Source organism: Bacillus sp. 2D03 (assembly GCF_003946765.1).
Classification (GTDB): Bacteria; Bacillota; Bacilli; order Bacillales; family Bacillaceae_G; genus Bacillus_A; species Bacillus_A cereus.
In genome coordinates, this window is the sequence record NZ_RPSJ01000006.1 from 201,527 (window position 1) to 221,636 (window position 20,110).

Consider the following 20,110-nt stretch of genomic DNA (forward strand, 5'->3'; position numbering starts at 1 on the left):
GTGGAATATAGGTAATGAAAAAGAGATTGTAATTTGGTTTCAACCAAACTACAATCTCTTTTTTGTTTCAATTATTTCCACCAAATCCAAGTCCAAAGGTAATTTCGTACATTTCGAGGAGTAATGCGAATGAAGCGTTCACCGTCAAAGAAGCAATTTAAATTTGGAAGTGTTTCATCTGGATTTTCTGGAACAAAGGTGACGATGTTTTCGTTACTTGTAACGGTTACTGTAATTGGTGGGTCGGTAGGCGAGACTTGAAGTTGTAACGAAATATTGGCCGTATTTTTAAATGGATTATTAACAGGTGGACTTATTACTTGTACTGTGAATAACACGATAATTGTTTCGTTTGGTTCTAAATTAGTGGTAACTTGGAAACCGATATTCGGATTTGCTAGTGGAGAGCGTTCACCGTTAATAAAGACAGTGCCGTTTATAAATTGTAAACCTGCTGGAATGGTATCTTGTAAAGAAATATTTGAGAGTGAAATTTCGGCAGTATTTGTAATACGCACCGTGTAATCAAAATATTGATTTAAATAAGCTGAGCTGACGGAAGCATTTTTCGTGACTGTTGTAGTTATAAATTGAACTGGTATACGAACGATGTTTGAATTAACAATGAAAGTAATAATTGGATCCTGTGGTGTCAATTGAAAGGCAGCGGTAACTGTTGCAGAATTTATAATTGTACTGTTTGAAGGAATAGAAGTTACGAGAACTTGAAATGTTATAGTTGCTACTGTATCTGCAGGTAAAGAACCAATATTAATACCAGTGTCTGGACGAACGTTTTGAACGGTAGAACCGTTAATTGTTACGCTATTTTCTATAAATGTTGTACCAGCTGGAATTGTGTCTATAACAGAAGTACTAATTGTCGGAATTGGGGAGTGATTAAATACCGCTAATGTGAATGTAATGATATCTCCTATAACGATAATAGATTTGTCAGCTGTTTTTTCAATGCGAATCAACGGATCAACTACTGTCGTTGTAACGATATTTGTTTGCTTTGTAATCGTAATAGGTGGTTTTGTTGGATCAATGATAACGGTATAGGAAACAGAAGCATCGTTACTAATTGTAGGTTGAAGAGTAGAAGAAGATATTGTCACTTGGAACGTAATAATAACAAATTCATTAGGCGCAAGATTTCCTAACGTAATACCATTTTCAGGGTTCTCATTAGGCTGATTGATCCCGTTAATCGTAACACTACCAGCAACAAAAGTCGTATCTATTGGTACAGTGTCTATGGCAAGAAGGTCGTCAATCGTTACATTACCGCTATTCGTAATCGTAATTGTATACGTTAAAGTTTGACCAGGCAAGGCGTTTGTTACATCAGCAGACTTAAAAGCAATGACGTTATCATTTTGGACAGTAGTTGTTACGGTATTTGTTGTAGTCGTATTTGTAACAGGTACGTTATTTGGATTGACTATATAGTTAAAAGTAGTAATTGCGTTGTTGTTTAGTTCGTTTGGTGTTGGAATAGAAGTTACAGTTACTTGGAATGAAACGATAGCGTCTCCACCAATAGTTATAGTACCAATTGGTATACCGCTTACTGGATTCACCCCTGGAAGAGTTTCTCCGTTTACAATGACGCTATTTTCTATAAATGTAGTACCTTGAGGAATAATATCTTGAATGATTACATCATTTACTGCAACATTACCGGTTTGATTTAGTGTAATCGTATACGTTAACGTATCACCAACCGTTGCAAATGCAAGGTCAACAGTTTTATTACTATTCAAATTCGCGTGATTAATTTCTGTTGCTGCAGCTGATGAAATAATAGTTTCGGTAATAGGTGGTCGATCTGGTAACGTGTATTCATATTCAATTGTACTCGTGTTAGAGATAGGATTTGTTTGCGGAATCGAAGTAACCCGTACTTGGAATAGAACAGTTGCTGTCGTATTAGGTGGAATGTTATCAATTTGTATACCGTTAAGTGGATTGTCATTTGGACGAGCGTTTCCGTTCACAATAACACTATTCTCTATAAAGTTCGTATTTGCTGGGATGATATCTGTAACAATAATGTTTTCTATTTGTATATTTCCGTTATTTATGATGGAAATTGTATAAGGGATGATTGTTTGTAGGTCAGCATATTGGATAGGTGTTGTTTTTGTCGCAATTACATTAGCGGAAATAACTTCAGTGAAGGTAATATTGCTAGTCGATATTTGTTCTTCCACGTTTATTGTATAACGAGAAGTTGATTGATTTTGAACACGACCGCTGGCTGGAAGAGCTACGACGGTAACAGAAAATGTGACTGGGATAGAAGTGTTAGGAGCAATCGTTCCTACAAGTATACCAGCACTTGGATTGGCATTAAGCTGAGGAATGTTATTTACTAAAACGCTACCGTCAATAAAGGTTGTTCCATCAGGTATATTGTCCGTAAATACAACAGCAGTTGCATCCGTATTCCCCGTATTCGTTAAAGTTGTTGTATAAGTTAAAATGTCACCAATCGTTACAGAGGTCAAATCAACAGTTTTAAGTGAAACGATATCAGCATCATTAATTTGAACGAAAGTAGTATTGGAAGTAGTAGATTTTTGAATTGGTGCAAAGTCAGGATTGAAAAGAAAGTCGTAGACGATGTTTGCAGTATTAGGTGTTGGATTTACAGCAGGTAAATTCGTAACGGAAACTTGGAATGTTATTGTAGCCATTTGACCTGCTGCGACATTAGGAATGGAAAAGCCGATATTTGGATCTGCTGCAGGAAGTACAGTATTATTAACTATTACACTTCCTGGAATAAATACTGCTCCATCCGCTATAGTATCTGTAAAAAAGATGGAGTTAGTTGTAGTCGATCCATTATTTTGAATGAATACTGTATATTCAATGGTTTCATCAATGTTAGCTAATACAGTATTAGTGGACTTTGTAGCAATAAGAATAGCATCAATGAATTGTATGTTTGTAGCATTGGAAGAGGTCGTTTCTGAAATTGGTGGTGTGCTTGGGTCTGGTCGATACTCATAGTGAATGACGGCGATATTATTAATGTTATTTTGTGGCGGTATAGAGACTACGCTTACTTGGAACGTAACAATAATCGTATTATTTGGAAGAATTATATCAAGATTGATACCGGTAATTGGATTTTCGTTAAGTCTTGGTACGCCATCTACCAGAATGCTATTTGGAACGAATGTGGTGCCAGCAGCAATTGCGTCAAGTAGGAGAGTATTTGTAATAGGTATTGTACCAGCGTTTGTAACTGCGACTGTATATGTGATGATTTGACCGATACGTGTAATGGATCTGTTAGCGGATTTAATTGCATTAACATTTGCCGTCCGCACTTCAGTATTTACTGCATTTGATAACGATCTACGCTGAATAATTGGAGAGCTAGGGTCGATTTGATATTCGTACGAGGTGTCTGAAATATTAATGACTGCATTGCCAACTGGTATATTTGTAAGTTGTACTTGGAATGAAATAGTGACTGTTTCATTTGGTTGTATCGTGCCGAGAGTTACTCCGTTTTCAGGATTAGCGCCAGGCTGAATTACATTATTTATTGCTAAGCTATCTTCAATAAATATAGTACCTTCTGGAATGTTATCAATGAACACGGTATTGTTAGCTGGAACTGTTCCTATATTTTGTAGTGTATTTGTGTAGGTAATACTTTGCCCGATTGATGCGAAAGTTACATCTGCGCTTTTAACAGAAATAATATTTGCGTTTTGAAGTGATGTTGTAACAATGTTAGAATTTGCAGAGCGATTCACTGGTGGGGCTGTAGGGATACTTACATATTGGTAAGTTGCTGAAGATTGATTTACAATTTCGGTTTCAGTAGGTGGATTATTTGTTTGCACTTGAAATAGTATCGTTTTGGAACTGTTAGCAGGAATGGTTCCAATCGGTATTCCATTTTCAGGATTTACACCTGGTTGCAGGACGCCGTTAATTGTGACACTATCGGGAACAAATGTAGTTCCAGCTGGAATAGAGTCTGTGAAAACAATATTTATTGCGTCAATATTACCGATATTTTTTATTTCAGAAATATAAAGTATAGTTCCGCCAATATCTACAGTTGTTGGATTGGATGTTTTTGTAATTATCAATTGTGCTTGCACGAAATTTGTAATGACGATATTACTAGTAGATGTTTCAGTAATAGACGGTTGCCCTGGGTCTGGCTGAATTGTATAAGTTGTGTTGGATTGATTTGTAATCGATTCTCGCGAGAATGAATCGTTAATAAGAATTTGGAACGAAATAAGGTGAGTAGCGTTTGCTGCTAAGGTAGGTAAAGTAACACCTACATTTGGATTGGCACCAAGTATAGCTGTTCCATTAAGTGTAAAACTATTTTCTACGAATGTAGTACTTTCTGGAATAGTATCTGAAAATATGAGATTCGTAGCTGGAATATTTCCGGTATTTTCTAGTGTTATTGTGTAAGTCAAAATATCACCTGTTGTTGCTTGAGGTGCATTGACTGCTTTTAAAGAAAGGATAGTCGCATCCGAAATTTGTGTGAAAGCAGGATTAGACGTAATTGTTCGAGAGATGATAGGAGCAGTTGGATCGGCGATAAAAGTATAGTCAATACGGGCTGTATTAGAAATTGGGTTCACGCTTGGTATAGATTGAACGATAACCTGGAATGTTACAGTGACGATTTCTGACGGTGTGATGGAGTTTAATGGTATTCCTACGTTAGGATCGGCACCTGGAACAGAAACACCATTAATGGTAACGCTATTCGGAATAAATGCAGTTCCTTCTGGGACCAAATCTGTTAAAGTAACTGTATTTGCAGTAGTATTTCCGTTATTTTGAACGACTACTGTGTAAGTGATTGTACCGTCAGTAGATTGTACGAGAGAATCTGTACTTTTAATTACGGATAACGATGCATCAACAACAGCTGTATTAACCGTATTAGACGAGGATGTTGCTGTAACAGGAGGTTGACTTGGATCGACAATATACGTGTAACTTGTAAGTGCTTGATTTATAATCGCTCCTTGCGGTGGAATAGAACTTGCAAGAAATTGGAACGTAATAGTAGCGGAATCACCTGGTGCGATAATACCAACTGGAATACCGAGAGTTGGACTTGCATCTGGAAGTGAAATCCCGTTGAGCGTAACACTATTTGGAACAAATAATGCTCCTTCAGGAACTCCGTTAATGAGTAATACAGAGTTTGCAGGGAAGTTTCCAGTATTCGTTAATGTTGCTGTATACGTAATTACATCCCTGATAGATACAATTGAACGATTTGCTTGTAAAACAGTTGTAACAGTCGCGTTATTAATTTGTGTTGAAGCGCTATTAGAATTTATCGTGCCTGTAACAGGAGGAGAGGCCGGATCAACGATAAATGCGTATTGAATAGATGCTACGTTTGTAATCGGATTTGAAGGTGGAGTAGATGTAACTATGACTTGGAAAGTAACGGTTAAGGAACTACCTGCGCTAACTGTTCCGATATTCACTCCGTTATTTGGATTTGCGCCTGGAATGGTACTTCCATTTACAGCAAAACTATTTTCAACAAAGGTCGTTCCAGTTGGAACTGGGTCTGAGAAATTTACATTCGTAGCGTTTGTATTGCCGCTATTTTGAATCGAAACTGTATAAGTGATCGTATCTCCAATATTTGCAAAGGCTGTATTAGCAGTTTTTACAGCTGAAAGTATTGCTGTATTAATAGAAGTAACGAAGACGTTCGTTTCCACATTGCCAGGCTGAGCTTGTAATGCATTGCCTACGCTATATTGGAAGTTAACAAATCCTAAATTTTGGAGTTCAGGTGTGAACGTTGTAGGATTACTTACAATTTGTACTTGGAATATAATTGTTACCGTTTGATTTGGAGTTATTGTATTTATGCCAACACCATCAATGATAGAAGCAGATGGTAATGGAGTGCCATCAACAATAACTGATCCTGCAACAAATTGTGCCCATGATGGTAAGGGGTCTGAGAATATAGCATTGTTAGCAGGAATATTGCCTGTGTTCGTAATAGTCGTTGTATACGTAATCGTATCACCAATCGTTGCAAAAGTTTTATCTCCTATTTTAATCGTATTTAAAATCGCACTTTCAATTTTTGTTGCAATGGTGCTAGAAGTAATATTTTTTGAAACTGGAGGATTAGCTGGATTAACAATATGTTGAAAGCTAACGCTAGCTTGATTAGTAATTGGATTTATAGCTGGAATTTCATTGGCAATAATATGAAATGCCACAATGACAGATTCGTTTGGCGCAATATCACCAATTGGAACACCTGTAATAATATTTGCATTTGGAATGGTAGTTCCGTTCAATGTAAAGCTATTCGGTTCAAAGGAAGTTCCGTCTGGAATAAGATCGGTAAAAATAACATTCGTTGCACTAACATTTCCGTCATTTGTAATTGTAACGGTGTAGGTAATATCCTGCCCGATATCTACCGTTGATACATTTGAATTTTTTTGTGCAGTAAGGATAGCGCTATTAATTTGTGTTGTCGTTGTATTAGATTGATTGGAAGTTGTAATAGGTGGCTGGCTAGGGTCAACGACATAATGATATGTGGTAGAAGCAGAATTAGAAATAGGATTAAGTGTTGGAAGTGTAATAACAGTTGCTTGGAATGTAACGATTGCCGTATTACCACCATTAATGGAACCAATATTTATCCCCGTTGATAAATCAGCGTTTAGAATGGTTTGCCCATTAACTGTGAAACTATTTGGAACGAAGCTTAAATTGCTATTAAGAATATCAATAATAGTTACATCAGTTGCAGACACATTTCCGGTATTAGGAAGGGTAAGTGTAAATGTTATTGTATTACCAACATCCGCAAAAGTAAGATCTGCTGTTTTTGTGCTAATAATAGTTGCGTTGTTTATTTGAAGAAGTGTCGTGTTGGAGGTAGCTGCACTCGATACTGGCGGATTCCCTGGATCAACAGTAAACTCATACGTCGTTGCTGCTGTATTTGGTGCAGGATTAATAGGTGGGATGCTGTTAACCGTAACTTGAAATACGATACTATATATTTCATTTGGTGGAAGTGTTGCAAGTACTACACCTGTATTTGGATTCGCATTTGGTTGTAAAACGCCATCGACTGTTAATGTGTTAGGAACAAATGTGAGTTCACTTGGTAATGCATCTGTAAATACAATATTAGTGGCATCCGTATTTCCTATATTCGAAATAGACGTAGTATAAAAAGCAGTTTGCCCGATATCTGCAAAGGAGACACTTTCATTTTTCGTCATAGACAATATTGCTTCGTTAATTTGGGTTGAAACAGGATTACTAATTGAAGTTTCTGGATCAGGCGGTGAGACTAATTGATACGATGTTGATGAGAAATTTACAATTTGGTTCTCGGTTGGTAATGACGCCACGTTTACTTGGAATGAAACAGTTACTGTAGACCCAGCTGTTATAGGCCCAATATTTACTCCGTTCGATGGGTCCGAACCACTTTGAGAAACCCCGTTAATAGAAAATGAGTTTGCAATAAATGTAGTTCCGCTCGGCATTGTATCTGAGAAAATAACATTTTGTGCAGATGAGTTTCCATTGTTTGTTAAAGTAACAGTATAGGTGAGTGTGTCTCCAATACGACTAAAGGATTTATCGACTTGTTTTAATGAAAGAATGATAGCTGTGTTAATTGTAGTGAACACTGTGTTTGAAGTAACATTCCTTGAAACAATAGGGGCATTAGGGTCAGTGATAAATGTGTAAGAAGCACTAGCCGAATTCGCAATAGGATTTTGAACAGGAGTAGAAGTAGCGATAACTTGAAATGCTATTGCTATTGAGCTGTTAGGAGCAATTGATCCAATCGTTATGCCTGTATTAGGATTCAATCCAATTTGTGTGAGTCCATTTATTGTAACGCTATCAGTAATAAATGTTGTACCATTTGGTATAAGATCAGTGAAAGTAACATTCGTTGCATTTGTATTACCGTTATTCGTTAAAATTGTCGTATAGGTAATAGTATCGCCTAGTGTTACAAGGGTTTGATCGACCGATTTTACCATCGTTATTATAGCATCTAATACAGGGGTTGTAGCAATATTCGTTGAAGTAGAGGTAGTAGCAGGAGCGCTGTTTGGATCAACAGTATAAGAATATAAAATTGTGTCATTACCCATAATTGAACTGGAAGGAGAAACAGAAATAACATTTACTTGGAAAGTAACAGTTACCGTTTCACCAGGAGCGATATTTGGTATATTTACTCCAAGTGCTGGTTGCGCACCAGACTGCTGAACGCCATTTATTGTGACTGAATTTGGTATAAAAGTAGTGTTAGCTGGAATAGCGCTTGTGAAAGTAATATTAGTTGCAGCTGTATTTCCGGTATTTCTAATAGTAGTTGTATACGTAATCGTATCTCCAACTGAAACTATAGATTTATCAGCACTCTTTTTTGTTGTTAAAATTGCACTATTAATAGTTGTCGAAACCGTATTAGATACATTCGTTTGCGATACGGCAGGTTGGCTAGGATCGACCACATGTGCAAATTGTACAGAGCTAGAATTAGAAATTGGATTTATACTTGGAATGTTTGTAACAAGTACGTTGAGAGTAATCACGGCCGTTCTATTTGGGTTTATATTTCCAATCTGAATCCCGTTAGCTGGATTTCCGATTTGCTGTGTACCAGAATCGTTTGTAAGAGTGCCAGATATGAATGTCGTTCCATCAGGTAAAGTATCCGTAAAAATTATATTTTGTGAAGTGACATTTCCAGGGTTACTTAATGTAATCGTATAAGAAATTGTATCGCCAATTGTTGCGAAAGTTTTATCTACAGATTTGATTGCCACAATTTCCCCAGAATTTATTTGTGTCGAAACCGAATTGGATGTCGTACTTCTTGAAACGAGTGGGAAGTTTCGACCTGTCATAAATTGATAATTAATGGAAGCGCCGTTTACAACTGGTGAGTTTGGTCCGCCTGGTCCAATTGTGAAAATTGGATTTGGAATGCTAACTACTTGCACGCGGAAGGTAACGTTTATAAAATCTCCTGCAATAATATCCCCAATTGGTATCCCGTTTGCTGGATTTACTCCAGGTAATAAAACCCCGCCTACTCGAACGCTATCTTCTATGAATACTGTATTATTTGGAATCGAATCTGTAAACATGATATTCGTAGCAGTTGCGTTTCCTATATTATCCAATAAAACAGTATACGTTAAAAAGGAATTTCCAGGTGCTACGTCAGAAAATAGTCGATCTACACTTTTCGTTGCTTGAATAATCGCTTCGTTAATTTGAACTAAAGTTGGATTACTTGTAGCTGTTTCTGTCACCGGCGGCTGGGTAGGATCAATAATGATCGAGTATGTTGTGCTAGATTGGTTCAAAGTTGGGTTTGTAGCTGGTATTGAGCCAACGATAGCTTGAAAGCTAATTGTTGTCGTTCCTCCAACTGGAATTGAGTCTAAAGAGATTCCGCTATCTGGTCTAAATCCAAGTTGTGGGATGGTATTAATTTGTACGCTATCAGGAACGAATGAAAGTTCAGGTGGTAATATATCGATAAAAACAGGTGTGTTTGCTGAAGTATTTCCGCTATTGGTGAGGATAGTTGTATACGTAATTGTATCTCCAACAGCAGCAAAAGCACTGCTTGCAGTTTTTGTTGCGATAACAGAAGCAGTATTTACTTGTGTAAAAGTTTTATTAGATTGAACTGTTCGTGAAACTGGCGGTTCGTTTATATCTACAATAAAGCTATATTGAAGCGATGATTTGTTCGGGATTGGATTAGGGTTTGGAAGTGTTGTAATGTTTACTTGAAAACTGAGTGTAGCAGATGCATTTGAATTCAAGTTACCAATATTGATACCGTTTTGTGGATTTGCATTAGTAATAGTTGTTCCATTTACCGTAAAACTATTTGGAATAAACGTTGTACCATTTGGAATTACATCTGTAAAAATAACATTGTTTGCGGTAGTATTACCGGAATTAGTAATGGTAGAAGTGAAAGTAAGTGTATCTCCAATAGTAGCGAATGTTGAATTGACAGTTTTATTTATAGAAAGAGTAGCATCAATAATTGGAGTAACCGTTGTATTCGTAATTGTACTATTAACAGCAGGTGATTGGTTGGGATTCACGGTATATTCATAATTTACAAGAGCATTATTTGTTAATGTGCCACTAGGTGGTATCGCTAAAATTTGTGCTTGAAAAGTAATGAATACAGTATCTCCTGGTGAAATATCTGCCAAGTGAACACCAAGTGATGGATCTAATCCTGGTTGTGGAACATTATTGATCGTTACGGAGTTTTGGATAAATGAAGCTCCTGCGCCAAGCCCATCTGTTAAAACAGTTGCACTAGCAGGGATATTACCTGTATTTGTTACTGCAATCGTATAAGTAACGATATCTCCAATTGCAGCATTTGGTGTGTTCACTGATTTTGTAGCGATAATCTTAGCGTTATTAATTTGAGTTGTTATTACGTTACTCAGCGCATTAGCCGATGCTGGAGGTAAGTTAGGATCTACGATGTACTGGTACGTTGTATTGCTTTGGTTCGGGATTGGATTTGGATTCGGGATAGAATTTACTTGCACTTGGAACGAGATGTTCGTATTTGCATTCGGATTTATTGAATCGATTGCAATTCCGCTCGCTGGATTGACATTAGGGAGTGTATTCCCGTTTACAGTAACACTATTAGGAATAAACGATGTCCCATTTGGAATTACATCTGTAAATATTACATTTGATGCAAGTGTGTTCCCGTTATTCGTTAAAGTAGTCGTGTACGTAATAATATCATTTACGTTAGCAAACTGTTTATCTGCCGATTTCGTAGCGGCAATTGAGGCGTTATTAATAGTTGTCTGTACAGTGTTAGAAGCAACCATCTGCATCACAGCTGGTTTGGATGGATCATACGTATATTGGAATGTTGTGCCTGATTGATTTGTAATTGGGTTTACAGCAGGAATAGTTGGTACAAAAACTTGGAATGAAACGGTACGTGATGAATTTGCCCCAATCGTACCGATCAAAATGCCGTTAGCAGGATTTGCATTTGCTATAGGGACACCGTTAATCGTTACAGTATTAGGAAGGAAGATGGTACCATCTGGAATGATATCTGTAAATGTTACATTAGTGGCAGGGATATTCCCGTTATTCGTTAAAATAGTCGCATATAGTATGACATCACCGACATCAGCGAAGTTTGTACTCGTTAGTTTTGTAGCAACGATATTAGCAGTATTAATTTGTGTAGTTACTATATTGCTAGCAGTGTTTCTAACAAGAGCAGGTAAGTTTGGATCAGCGATAAAGCTATATTGAAGTGCAGCGCTGTTTTGAATTGGGTTTGGTGAAGGTAGCCCATTTGCACTTATTTGAAACACAATCGTTGTAAAACCACCCGAAGGAATGGAGCCCACTTGAAGACCGGCACTAGGGTCTGCACCTAGTTGTAAAGTACCACCTATAAAAATACTATTTGGTACGATAGTGGTGCCATTAGGGATTATATCGGTAACAATAACATTATTGGCTGTAGTATTGCCAAGATTAGCTAAAGAAATTGTATATGTGATTGGTTGCCCGACGTCGGCGATAGTTAAATCTACTTCTTTGACAATAACGACATTTGCTAAATTAATTTGTGTACTTACAGTGTTACTTACAGATGTTTCTATAGTTGGTGGATCGCCCGGATTTAAAATAAAGCTATACTGTGTACTAGATGAATTTAATGTTGGATTTTGTGTTGGTAAAGAGTTGACGGTTACTTGATAAGAGACGGTAAGTGAACCGTTAGCAGCAATGGAAGGTAGCGGAACACCTATATTTGGATCTGCGTTATTTTGAAGTACACCATTAATAAGAAAAGTGTTTGGAATAAAGGTAGTACCGTCTGGATTCGTATCTACGAAAGTAGGGCTATCAGCAGAAACACTTCCTGCATTCGTCAAAGTAACAGTATAAGTTAATATATCCCCTACGGTAGCGAACTCTCGATCCACTGTTTTGGCTGAAATGACATTTGCATCGTTTACTTGAGTAAATGTAGTGGTTGAAGTAGTGTTTTTACTTACAGGTGAAGTGTTTGGATCAACGATAAAGTTATAGGAGATGGAAGCGCTATTTGAAATAGGGTTTGGATTTGGAATGCTAGTTATTACTACTTGGAATGAAGCTGTAATTGTAGTATTAGCATTGATGTTACCAATATTGATGCTAGCTGGTGTAACGCCTGGCTGAGTAACACTGTTAACTATAACGCTGTTTGGGACAAAGGCGGTTCCATTCGCAATTGAATCAGATAGTAATACATTGTTCGCTGCAACATTTCCATCGTTAGTAAGAGCAAAGGTGTAAGTTAATACATCGCCAACTTCCGCAAACGTTTTATCTACAGATTTATTAACGTGGAGATTTGCTAGTCTAATTGTTGATGTAACAGAATTAGAATTTGCTGTTTTTGAAGTCGGTGGCAAACTTGGATTTACAGTGTAAATATAAGAGGCGAAAGCATTATTAATAATAGGGTTTTGGGCAGTAATGTTAATGACTGTTACTTGAAAGGATAAGGTAAAAGTAGCTCCACCAGGAATTGTGCCAATAGGTAAAGCAACGAGAGAATCAACATTCTGCAAAACTCCGTTTAGTGTTACAGTACCAAGAGTCAATATCGTTCCGTTTGGAAGTGGATCTGTTAGTTGAACGTTATTAGCGGCTGCATTTCCACTGTTTGTAATAAGGATTGTGTAACTTATCGTTTCGCCAATTGTGGCAAATTGTTTGTTAGTTGATTTTGTTAATGTTACATTCGCATTGTTAATTTGAGTGGAAACGAGATTAGAAGAAATGTTTTTTGTAACGGGAGATTGGCTAGGGTTGACGGTATATTGATAAGAAGCGCTTGATCCGTTAGATACGACATTTGACGCGGGTATTGTGTTTACTACTACTTGAAATGCAACAGTTTTTATTGTGCCGCTTGGGATGGATCCAATATTCACGCTGTTAGCGGGATTTGCGCCTACTTGTGTCGTGCCATCTATTGTTAAACTGTTTAGAACAAAAGTTGTGCCAGTAGGAATGACATCTGTAAAAATAACGTTATTTGCATTGGTATTACCTGTACCTGTAAAGGAAACGGTGTACGTTAGTGTGTCACCAATATCTGCAAAATTTTTATCTACTGCTTTCGTCATTGTTACAGTAGCATTATTCACTTGAGTGGAGACAATATTTGTCGTATCAGTCCCACTTACTGCTGGTTGATTTGGTACAGGAATGTATTGATATGTTGTTGTTCCACTATTTAATATTGGGTTTGTTTGAGGGATAGAAGGAACGAGTACTTGGAATGAAATAGTAGTAGTGGAATTTGCGGCAATTGACCCAATTGATATACCATTAGCGGGATTTGCGCCAGCTTGAGTAACTCCGTTCACAGTTACACTACCTGGAATGAAAGTAGTCCCGCTAGGAATCGGATCCGTATATATCACATTCGTTGCAGCGATATTTCCTATATTAGCTAAGGCAATACTGTAAGTTAATGTTTCACCAATATCGGTAAAAAGTTTGTTAACTGATTTTGTTCCATTAATATCTGCGAGGTTAATTTGTGTTCCAGCAGAGTTGCTTGTTGCAAGACCATTAAAAGTTGTTCCTCCGGCGATTGGTGTATATTGAAATGTAATATTAGCAGTGTTAGAGATAGGATTTTGACTTGGAAGAGAAACAACAGTAGCTTGAAAAGTTACTGTACGAGAAGCACCATTATTAATTGTTCCAAGAGATATACCAGCTGCAGGATTAGCATTTGTTTGTGGTACGTTATCTACTGTTACAGTGCCGGGTATAAAAGAAGTACCGCTAGGGAGACTATCTATAAAAATAGCGTTATTGGCAGGAAGAAGCCCGGTGTTAGGGATAGTAACTGTATAAGTGAGAATATCTCCAATTGCAGCAACACTTTTATTCACGCTTTTCGTCGCTTGTATATTTGGTGAGTTTATATTAATTTGTAAGCCTACTGTATTTAACATATATGCGTCTCCGTTAGTAGTTAAACGGATTGCGGCGGATACTTGTGAGTTTGTTAAATAAGGAGAAATATCAATGGAAGTAATGTCCCAGCCCTGTCTTCCTGCGGAGATGTTTGTACTTGTAGAAGCACTTTGATTTCGTGTTCCAAATGTCCCTGTTGTATCTAAGTTTCCTGCAGCATTATTAACTTGAGAACCGAAGAAATTATTTATAGCATTGTTTGGTCCAGATAAAGCATTTAATGAACTGAAATTTGGTCCAAATAAAGCTTGATCCCCGGTTAAATCTGCATCTCCTTCGGTAGAACTTAAAAATAATCTCCCGCTTACTGGTCCTCCTGAAGGTGTTAAAAATCCAGAAACAGATACATCGGCACTACCAGTTTCTGCAGAAACACGGTTACCAGCTACATAAATGGTTAAGTTTCTTGCAGGTAATGTCCCGTTTTGATAAGCGACAATGAGTGTCCATCCGGCCGAGTTAATGGATCCATTTGAAGCATCTAAAGGATCAACAAGTCCAGGGACAGCTCCTGTAGTATAAGAACCAGAACCTCCAGCTTGAATAAGAGTTGTTACGTCTGCTGAACGAGTATAAAAGCCAAATGTAATAGAGTTTGAAACGAACGTTTGATTTGAAGCTGTAACAGCTGAAGGAGTAATTGAGTATGTTGAAACGGGTGTTGTAAATGAAACGGGATTACCTAGAACACTCGTAATGTTTTGATCACGAGATAAATAGTTTCCACCCCAAACGAGTTCTGCGTAAAGAATAGTGCTACCAGCAGGGATATTTAAAATAGCGGTAGAACTATTTTGTGTATAGGTTAACGTTGTACCTGCGGGAAAAGTAGGTACTTGTAAAGCGGTATTCGTAGTTATAAACGCACCAATTGCCCCGATTGTACCAGCACGGTTTTGATTACTAATTTTACTTAATCCTAAAGTATTACCTGTAATAGCGAGTGCGCCGTTAGTGGTGGTAGAAAATCGATTCGTAATGGGCATGTTGTCACCTCATTTCCAATATAGTCTTGGTCAAAATAGGATATGTGTGTGATAAATAAATGGAAACATGTACAAGTTGATTTGATAATAATGATTTAAATGTCTAGATAAGGGGATGGAGTATGATTGAATTGGAAATTAGAGTGGAGCGTCTTAGGGAAGCAAAAACAGGGAATATTCTATCATTATCTTCTTATATTGGGTGGGATTATAACAGAGAAGAAATTGAGACTATTTTTAACGCAGGGAATGTATACGGTGTTTGGAATGAGAGAGAGGAACTAATTGCTAGCGCGGCAATAATATTATATGGGGAGAAATTAGCGTCTATCGGAATGGTGATTGTACATCCAGATTATAAGGGGAGAGGGATTGGAAAGATAATAACGGAAGCGTGCGTTAAAAGCGTATCAGCTCATACTCCAATTATGCTTATTGCTACGGATGAAGGGAAACCTTTATATGAAAAGTTAGGATTTAGGGCAGTAAGTTATGTTTCTAAATACATATGTAACTCATACAATGCGAAAGATTATTGTGTAAGAAATGAAGATTATGTGATGAATTATGAAGAGGGTGATTTAGAAAAAATAATAAAAATAGATGAATATGCGTTTGGAACAAATAGAAAAGAGTTTTTAAAGAAAAGAATTATGCAAAGTGAACAGTGTATCGTTGTAAGGGACAAGGAACAAAATGTATTAGGTTACGGTTTAAGCATACAAACACCAGAAAATAGGATAATAGGGCCGGTTGTTGCTAAAAATGATGAGATGGCAATGAGAATTGTACATGATTTAGCAAGAGGGCATAATGGAAAATTAAGAATGGATGTACCAGAAGGAAAGAACGATTTCATGAAAGAATTAGAGGTTGCTGGTTTTAAAAAAGTGAATACACCACCAATTATGATGAAAAATAGTAATCGGTTATTAAAAAGAAATAGTGAACTATATAGTATTGCAGCGCAAATTTTTGGATAAAAAAGAATCCTTTTAAATGAAGGATTCTTTTTTGAGCCAATTTAATCACGATATTGGTCATGAGTTGGCTGAAAGAGGTCTTCCTCGATATCTCGCACCATAGAAAAATGATCAACGTTATAATGACCGTGTAAAGTTTTATTGTGATGACCAATAATTTGTTCTGCAGACAATACGTTAGAATCAGTTGTTGAATGACCGTTTTTAATTAATGTAACGTCAAATCCTTGTACAGTTGCTGTCCTAACGGCAGTGTCAATGCAATGTTCTGTTTTACATCCGCCTATAACAATATGATTAATGTTTTCTTCTTTTAAAAGTTCAAGTAAAGAAGTACCGTAGAATGAATTGGTTGCTGCTTTATTAATAAAGATTGCAGACTGGGGTACTTGAATTTGATTATGTACTTCAAATCCTTCGCCACTACCAGAAGCAACATCGATATCTCTTACGAAAACAATAAGAGCATTTGAATCTATTGCTTTCTGGAGGGCTATATTTAGTGTAGATAATAGCTCGGTTTTACGAAAAACTTCATTTTCTTGCTCATTTCCATCAATTAATTCTTGCTGAGCGTCGATAATTAATAGTGCTTGTTTCATCGTGTCTCCCCTTTAATATGAAATAAGTTCCACTGTACATATTCCTTCAGATTGTTAGAAAATCCTCCATTGTAAGAGAAGTAGAAGATTGATTTACAAAGTTGTCAAAGAAATTTCATTCTCATAGCGTGTAAAAACATGTATGATAGGAGATGGAGAATTTTTGAGTAGGTGGGAATAACATGCAAACAGTAGAAGATTATCTTTCATTCTTACATACGAAAGGATTTAAATTATCAGAGGAAGCACAAGGGTTTATTATGTTTGGACAAGGATATACTGGTGCGTCTGATGGGATTGTGAACGCAGCAATAGAAGCGACAATTAAACATCAATTGCAGTTTGATGGTAGTTATTTCGTTGCGTTATTAGAACGATTGAAAGAGGAAGAAATTACAGATAAAAAAAGCGCTAAGGCTTTTATGCGGAAGTTACAAGCGTAACTTCACGCAGCCTGCGCTTCTTTTTTTGTTTTGGAAGGTAATTCAACAAAAATCATGCCTAGAAAAATACATAGACATCCGATAATAGCAGAAATAGAAAGTTGTTCATTTGCAACGAGAACGCCTGTTAATGCAGCAAAAACGGGCTCCATTGCGAAAATAATTGCTACTCTCGTTGGAGAAGTGTGTTTTTGTGCCGATGTTTGAATGAAAAAAGCAATAGATGTTGCAAACAGGGCAGTTAGAAAGAGTGCGAATAAAAAGGATTGATTCGTCCATAGTGATACTGAAAATAACTTTTCCCAATCTTCAAACAAGAAAGCGCAAATAGAAGAAAATATACCAACAGCTAATACTTGAGATGTGCTTAATAATAAAGGTGATATTTTTTTAGAAAAGAAGCCGTTAATAAGAATATGGGCAGCGAAAGCGACTGCACAACCGAGAACAAGTATATCTCCTATATTTAATTGGAAAGAATCAGCAGCTGTTAATAAGTACAAACCTGTTGTAGCTACAGCAATACCAAGTACGATGAAAATGGTGGCTTTTTGTTTTAAAAAGATAAAGGATAAGATTGGGACCATAACAATGCTTAGCCCAGTTAAGAAACCTGCTTTTGAAGAAGTTGTATAGAGTAAGCCAAATGTTTGTAATAAATAGCCGACAAATAAGAAGAACCCAACTATTAATCCAGCTACACTACTATGTTTTAATTCTTGTTTTGAAGTTTTCTGTGAGAAAATAATTTGAACGAATAATAAAATAATTCCAGCGAATAAAAAACGAATACCATTAAACGTAAATGGACCAACGAAAGACATAGCGTTTTGAACGACAACAAACGTAGCTCCCCAAATAAAAGAGACAAATAATAAAGCAAGAGGAGCAATCCACTCTTTTTTCACACTCATACCCCCGTTAATTTTGTAAGATAGCTTTTCTAGCTAATTCATCAGCTACTTTATTTTGACTACTTGGAATCCACTTAATAAAAAACAGATCGAAGTTTTTTATGTACTGTAGTGCTTCATCTAAAAGAGGTGCAAATATTTTATTTTTTGCGTATTCCTTTTCAAGAGCTCGCTCAACAAGCTGCGAATCTGTACGAAAAGAGACAGTGCTATAATTATGCTCAATGCAATATTTTAATGCTAGAAGTAAAGCGCGGTACTCTGCTTCATGATTGGACATTGTTCCAAGTGGTACTGATAATTGTACAGGCGGCTGAACGCCTTTAATAAACACTCCTGCACCAGAAGGACCAGGATTTCCTTTTGATGCACCATCAATATATACTTCAATCAAAATGAGAAACCTCCAAATTATAAGATTATCCCCTACTTAAATATTTTTTTGAAGTAGGGGATAGAGTAGTTATCCGATTGTGATGCTGTAACGACATGTAAATGTTTCATTCGCTTGTAAAGATTGAATTCCCTTTTTGTCCTTGAAATCTTTTGCTGGATTTACTTCATCAGCGATTCCATACCAAGGTTCAATACATAAGAAAGGTGCGTTATCCCCTGGTGTCCATACGCCGACAAATGGAAATTCATCAAATTCTACTTTTACAAATTTATTATGTTTATGAGAACGAATCGAAATTTCATTTGTATTCATATGTTCAAAAATAAGTGCATCATTTTTGAATAAATCGTATGTAAGTGGCAATTCAGTCGTATTTTCAGCGATTAATTGCTTTTTGTTTGAAAGATAAGGTCCTTCTAATACGCTTGTTTCTAAGCGTTCCGAACCATTAAACGATAAGTGATAATCTGTAAATGATTCACCGTCCAATAAAGGGAAGTTGAATCCAGGATGTGCGCCGATTGAGAAGAACATTTCTTTAGAAGTAGGATTGTTTACTTCATATGTTACATGAACACTTTGTCCATCTAGCTCATAAGAAACGAGTAATTCGAATTCGTATGGGTATTTTTTTAATGTTTCTTCATTACTAGTAACGATATAAGTGATCTTTGTTTCGCTTTGTTCTTTCACAGAGAAAGTAAGATCACGAGCGAAACCGTGTTGTGTTAATGAATATGGTTTACCGTCTACGTAGTATGTATTATCTACTAATCGACCAACAATTGGGAACAAAATTGGTGCACGGCGTCCCCAATAAGTAGAATCACCTTGCCATAAATATTCTGTGTTGTCTTCTTTTAAGCGAACGCTCTGTAATTCTGCACCTTTGTCAGAAATGGAAACGATCACTTTTTCATTTTGAATTGTTGCTGTCATGAAGTGAAACCTCCTAAATCTTTCATATGTTTCATTATACGTTGTCTAAAAGGAAAAAGGTAGTTTATGATAGGAAATCTATTGACGAAAGAGGGGCTACCACGTAAAATATAATCTTGTTGCTTAAAAAACGAATAACGTGGTTCGAAACCATCCCACGTAAAAAAACTAAGGAGATTTTGTCATGAATATTAGAACATTAGTCGGTAATGGTATTTTAGCGGCATTATATATTGCTGTTTCTATGCTTATTCAGCCATTTGGCTTTACGAATGTACAGTTTCGTATTTCAGAGATGTTTAATCATCTCGTTGTATTTAACAAGAAAGCAATTTACGGAATTGTATTAGGTGTATTTTTAACGAATCTCTTTTTCTCACCTATGATTGCTTATGATTTAGTATTTGGAGTAGGGCAATCTATTCTTGCATTAGTTGCAACGATTATTTCTATGCGATTTATTAAAGGTGTTTGGGCTCGTATGATTTTTAATACAGTTATCTTTACGATTACAATGTTTATGATTGCAATTGAACTTCATCTTGCATTTGACCTACCATTTATGTGGACTTGGTTAACATGTGCAGCAGGTGAATTCGTAGTAATGGCGATCGGTATGCCTGTAATGTACTGGATTAATAAGCGAGTACAATTTGAAAGATTTATGTAATAGATGAAAGAGCTATTCCTTATATAGGATGGCTCTTTTTGTATGTGATTATATTGAA

The 20,110-nt window shown here is 36.6% G+C and carries 8 protein-coding genes and 1 riboswitch; of the genes, 3 read left to right on the top strand and 5 right to left on the bottom strand.

What is annotated here, in order from left to right; genetic code table 11:
• Nucleotides 1-71: 71 nt before the first annotated feature.
• Nucleotides 72-15,104, bottom strand: a complete 15,033-nt coding sequence (locus tag EBQ15_RS15785) for a DUF7507 domain-containing protein (RefSeq protein WP_001123117.1) — start codon at nucleotides 15,102-15,104, stop codon at nucleotides 72-74.
• Between the two features lie 122 nt (nucleotides 15,105-15,226).
• Between EBQ15_RS15785 and EBQ15_RS15790 the strand changes: the two genes are divergently transcribed.
• Nucleotides 15,227-16,087 (top strand): GNAT family N-acetyltransferase, encoded by an 861-nt coding sequence (locus tag EBQ15_RS15790; RefSeq protein ID WP_000571009.1) that lies wholly within the window; start codon nucleotides 15,227-15,229, stop codon nucleotides 16,085-16,087.
• Between the two features lie 41 nt (nucleotides 16,088-16,128).
• On the opposite strand, the gene EBQ15_RS15795 is transcribed toward EBQ15_RS15790, so the two are convergent.
• The gene (locus EBQ15_RS15795) at nucleotides 16,129-16,689 is read right to left on the bottom strand and encodes a cysteine hydrolase family protein (protein WP_000806320.1); all 561 of its coding nucleotides are present in this window, start codon (nucleotides 16,687-16,689) and stop codon (nucleotides 16,129-16,131) included.
• A gap of 182 nt (nucleotides 16,690-16,871) precedes the next feature.
• Here EBQ15_RS15795 and EBQ15_RS15800 point away from each other — a divergent pair, with 182 nt between their 5' ends.
• Entirely contained in the window at nucleotides 16,872-17,132 is a 261-nt protein-coding gene (locus EBQ15_RS15800; RefSeq protein ID WP_001195212.1) for a DUF6123 family protein, read from the top strand.
• Nucleotides 17,133-17,134: 2 nt separating this feature from the next.
• Here EBQ15_RS15800 and EBQ15_RS15805 read toward each other — a convergent pair whose 3' ends face one another.
• From EBQ15_RS15805 to EBQ15_RS15815, 3 genes are all read right to left on the bottom strand, one after another.
• Entirely contained in the window at nucleotides 17,135-18,040 is a 906-nt protein-coding gene (locus tag EBQ15_RS15805; RefSeq protein ID WP_000712613.1) for a DMT family transporter, read from the bottom strand.
• 13 nt (nucleotides 18,041-18,053) lie between these two features.
• Entirely contained in the window at nucleotides 18,054-18,440 is a 387-nt protein-coding gene (locus EBQ15_RS15810) for a reverse transcriptase-like protein (RefSeq protein ID WP_000573878.1), read from the bottom strand.
• Between the two features lie 69 nt (nucleotides 18,441-18,509).
• Complete coding sequence (locus EBQ15_RS15815) at nucleotides 18,510-19,382, bottom strand: aldose 1-epimerase family protein (protein ID WP_000127416.1); 873 nt, start codon at nucleotides 19,380-19,382, stop codon at nucleotides 18,510-18,512.
• Nucleotides 19,383-19,515: 133 nt separating this feature from the next.
• A riboswitch (PreQ1 riboswitch) is annotated at nucleotides 19,516-19,560 on the top strand.
• Between the two features lie 6 nt (nucleotides 19,561-19,566).
• On the opposite strand from EBQ15_RS15815, the gene EBQ15_RS15820 reads away from it, so the two are divergent.
• Entirely contained in the window at nucleotides 19,567-20,052 is a 486-nt protein-coding gene (locus tag EBQ15_RS15820) for a QueT transporter family protein (protein WP_001026471.1), read from the top strand.
• The last annotated feature ends 58 nt before the right edge of the window (nucleotides 20,053-20,110 follow it).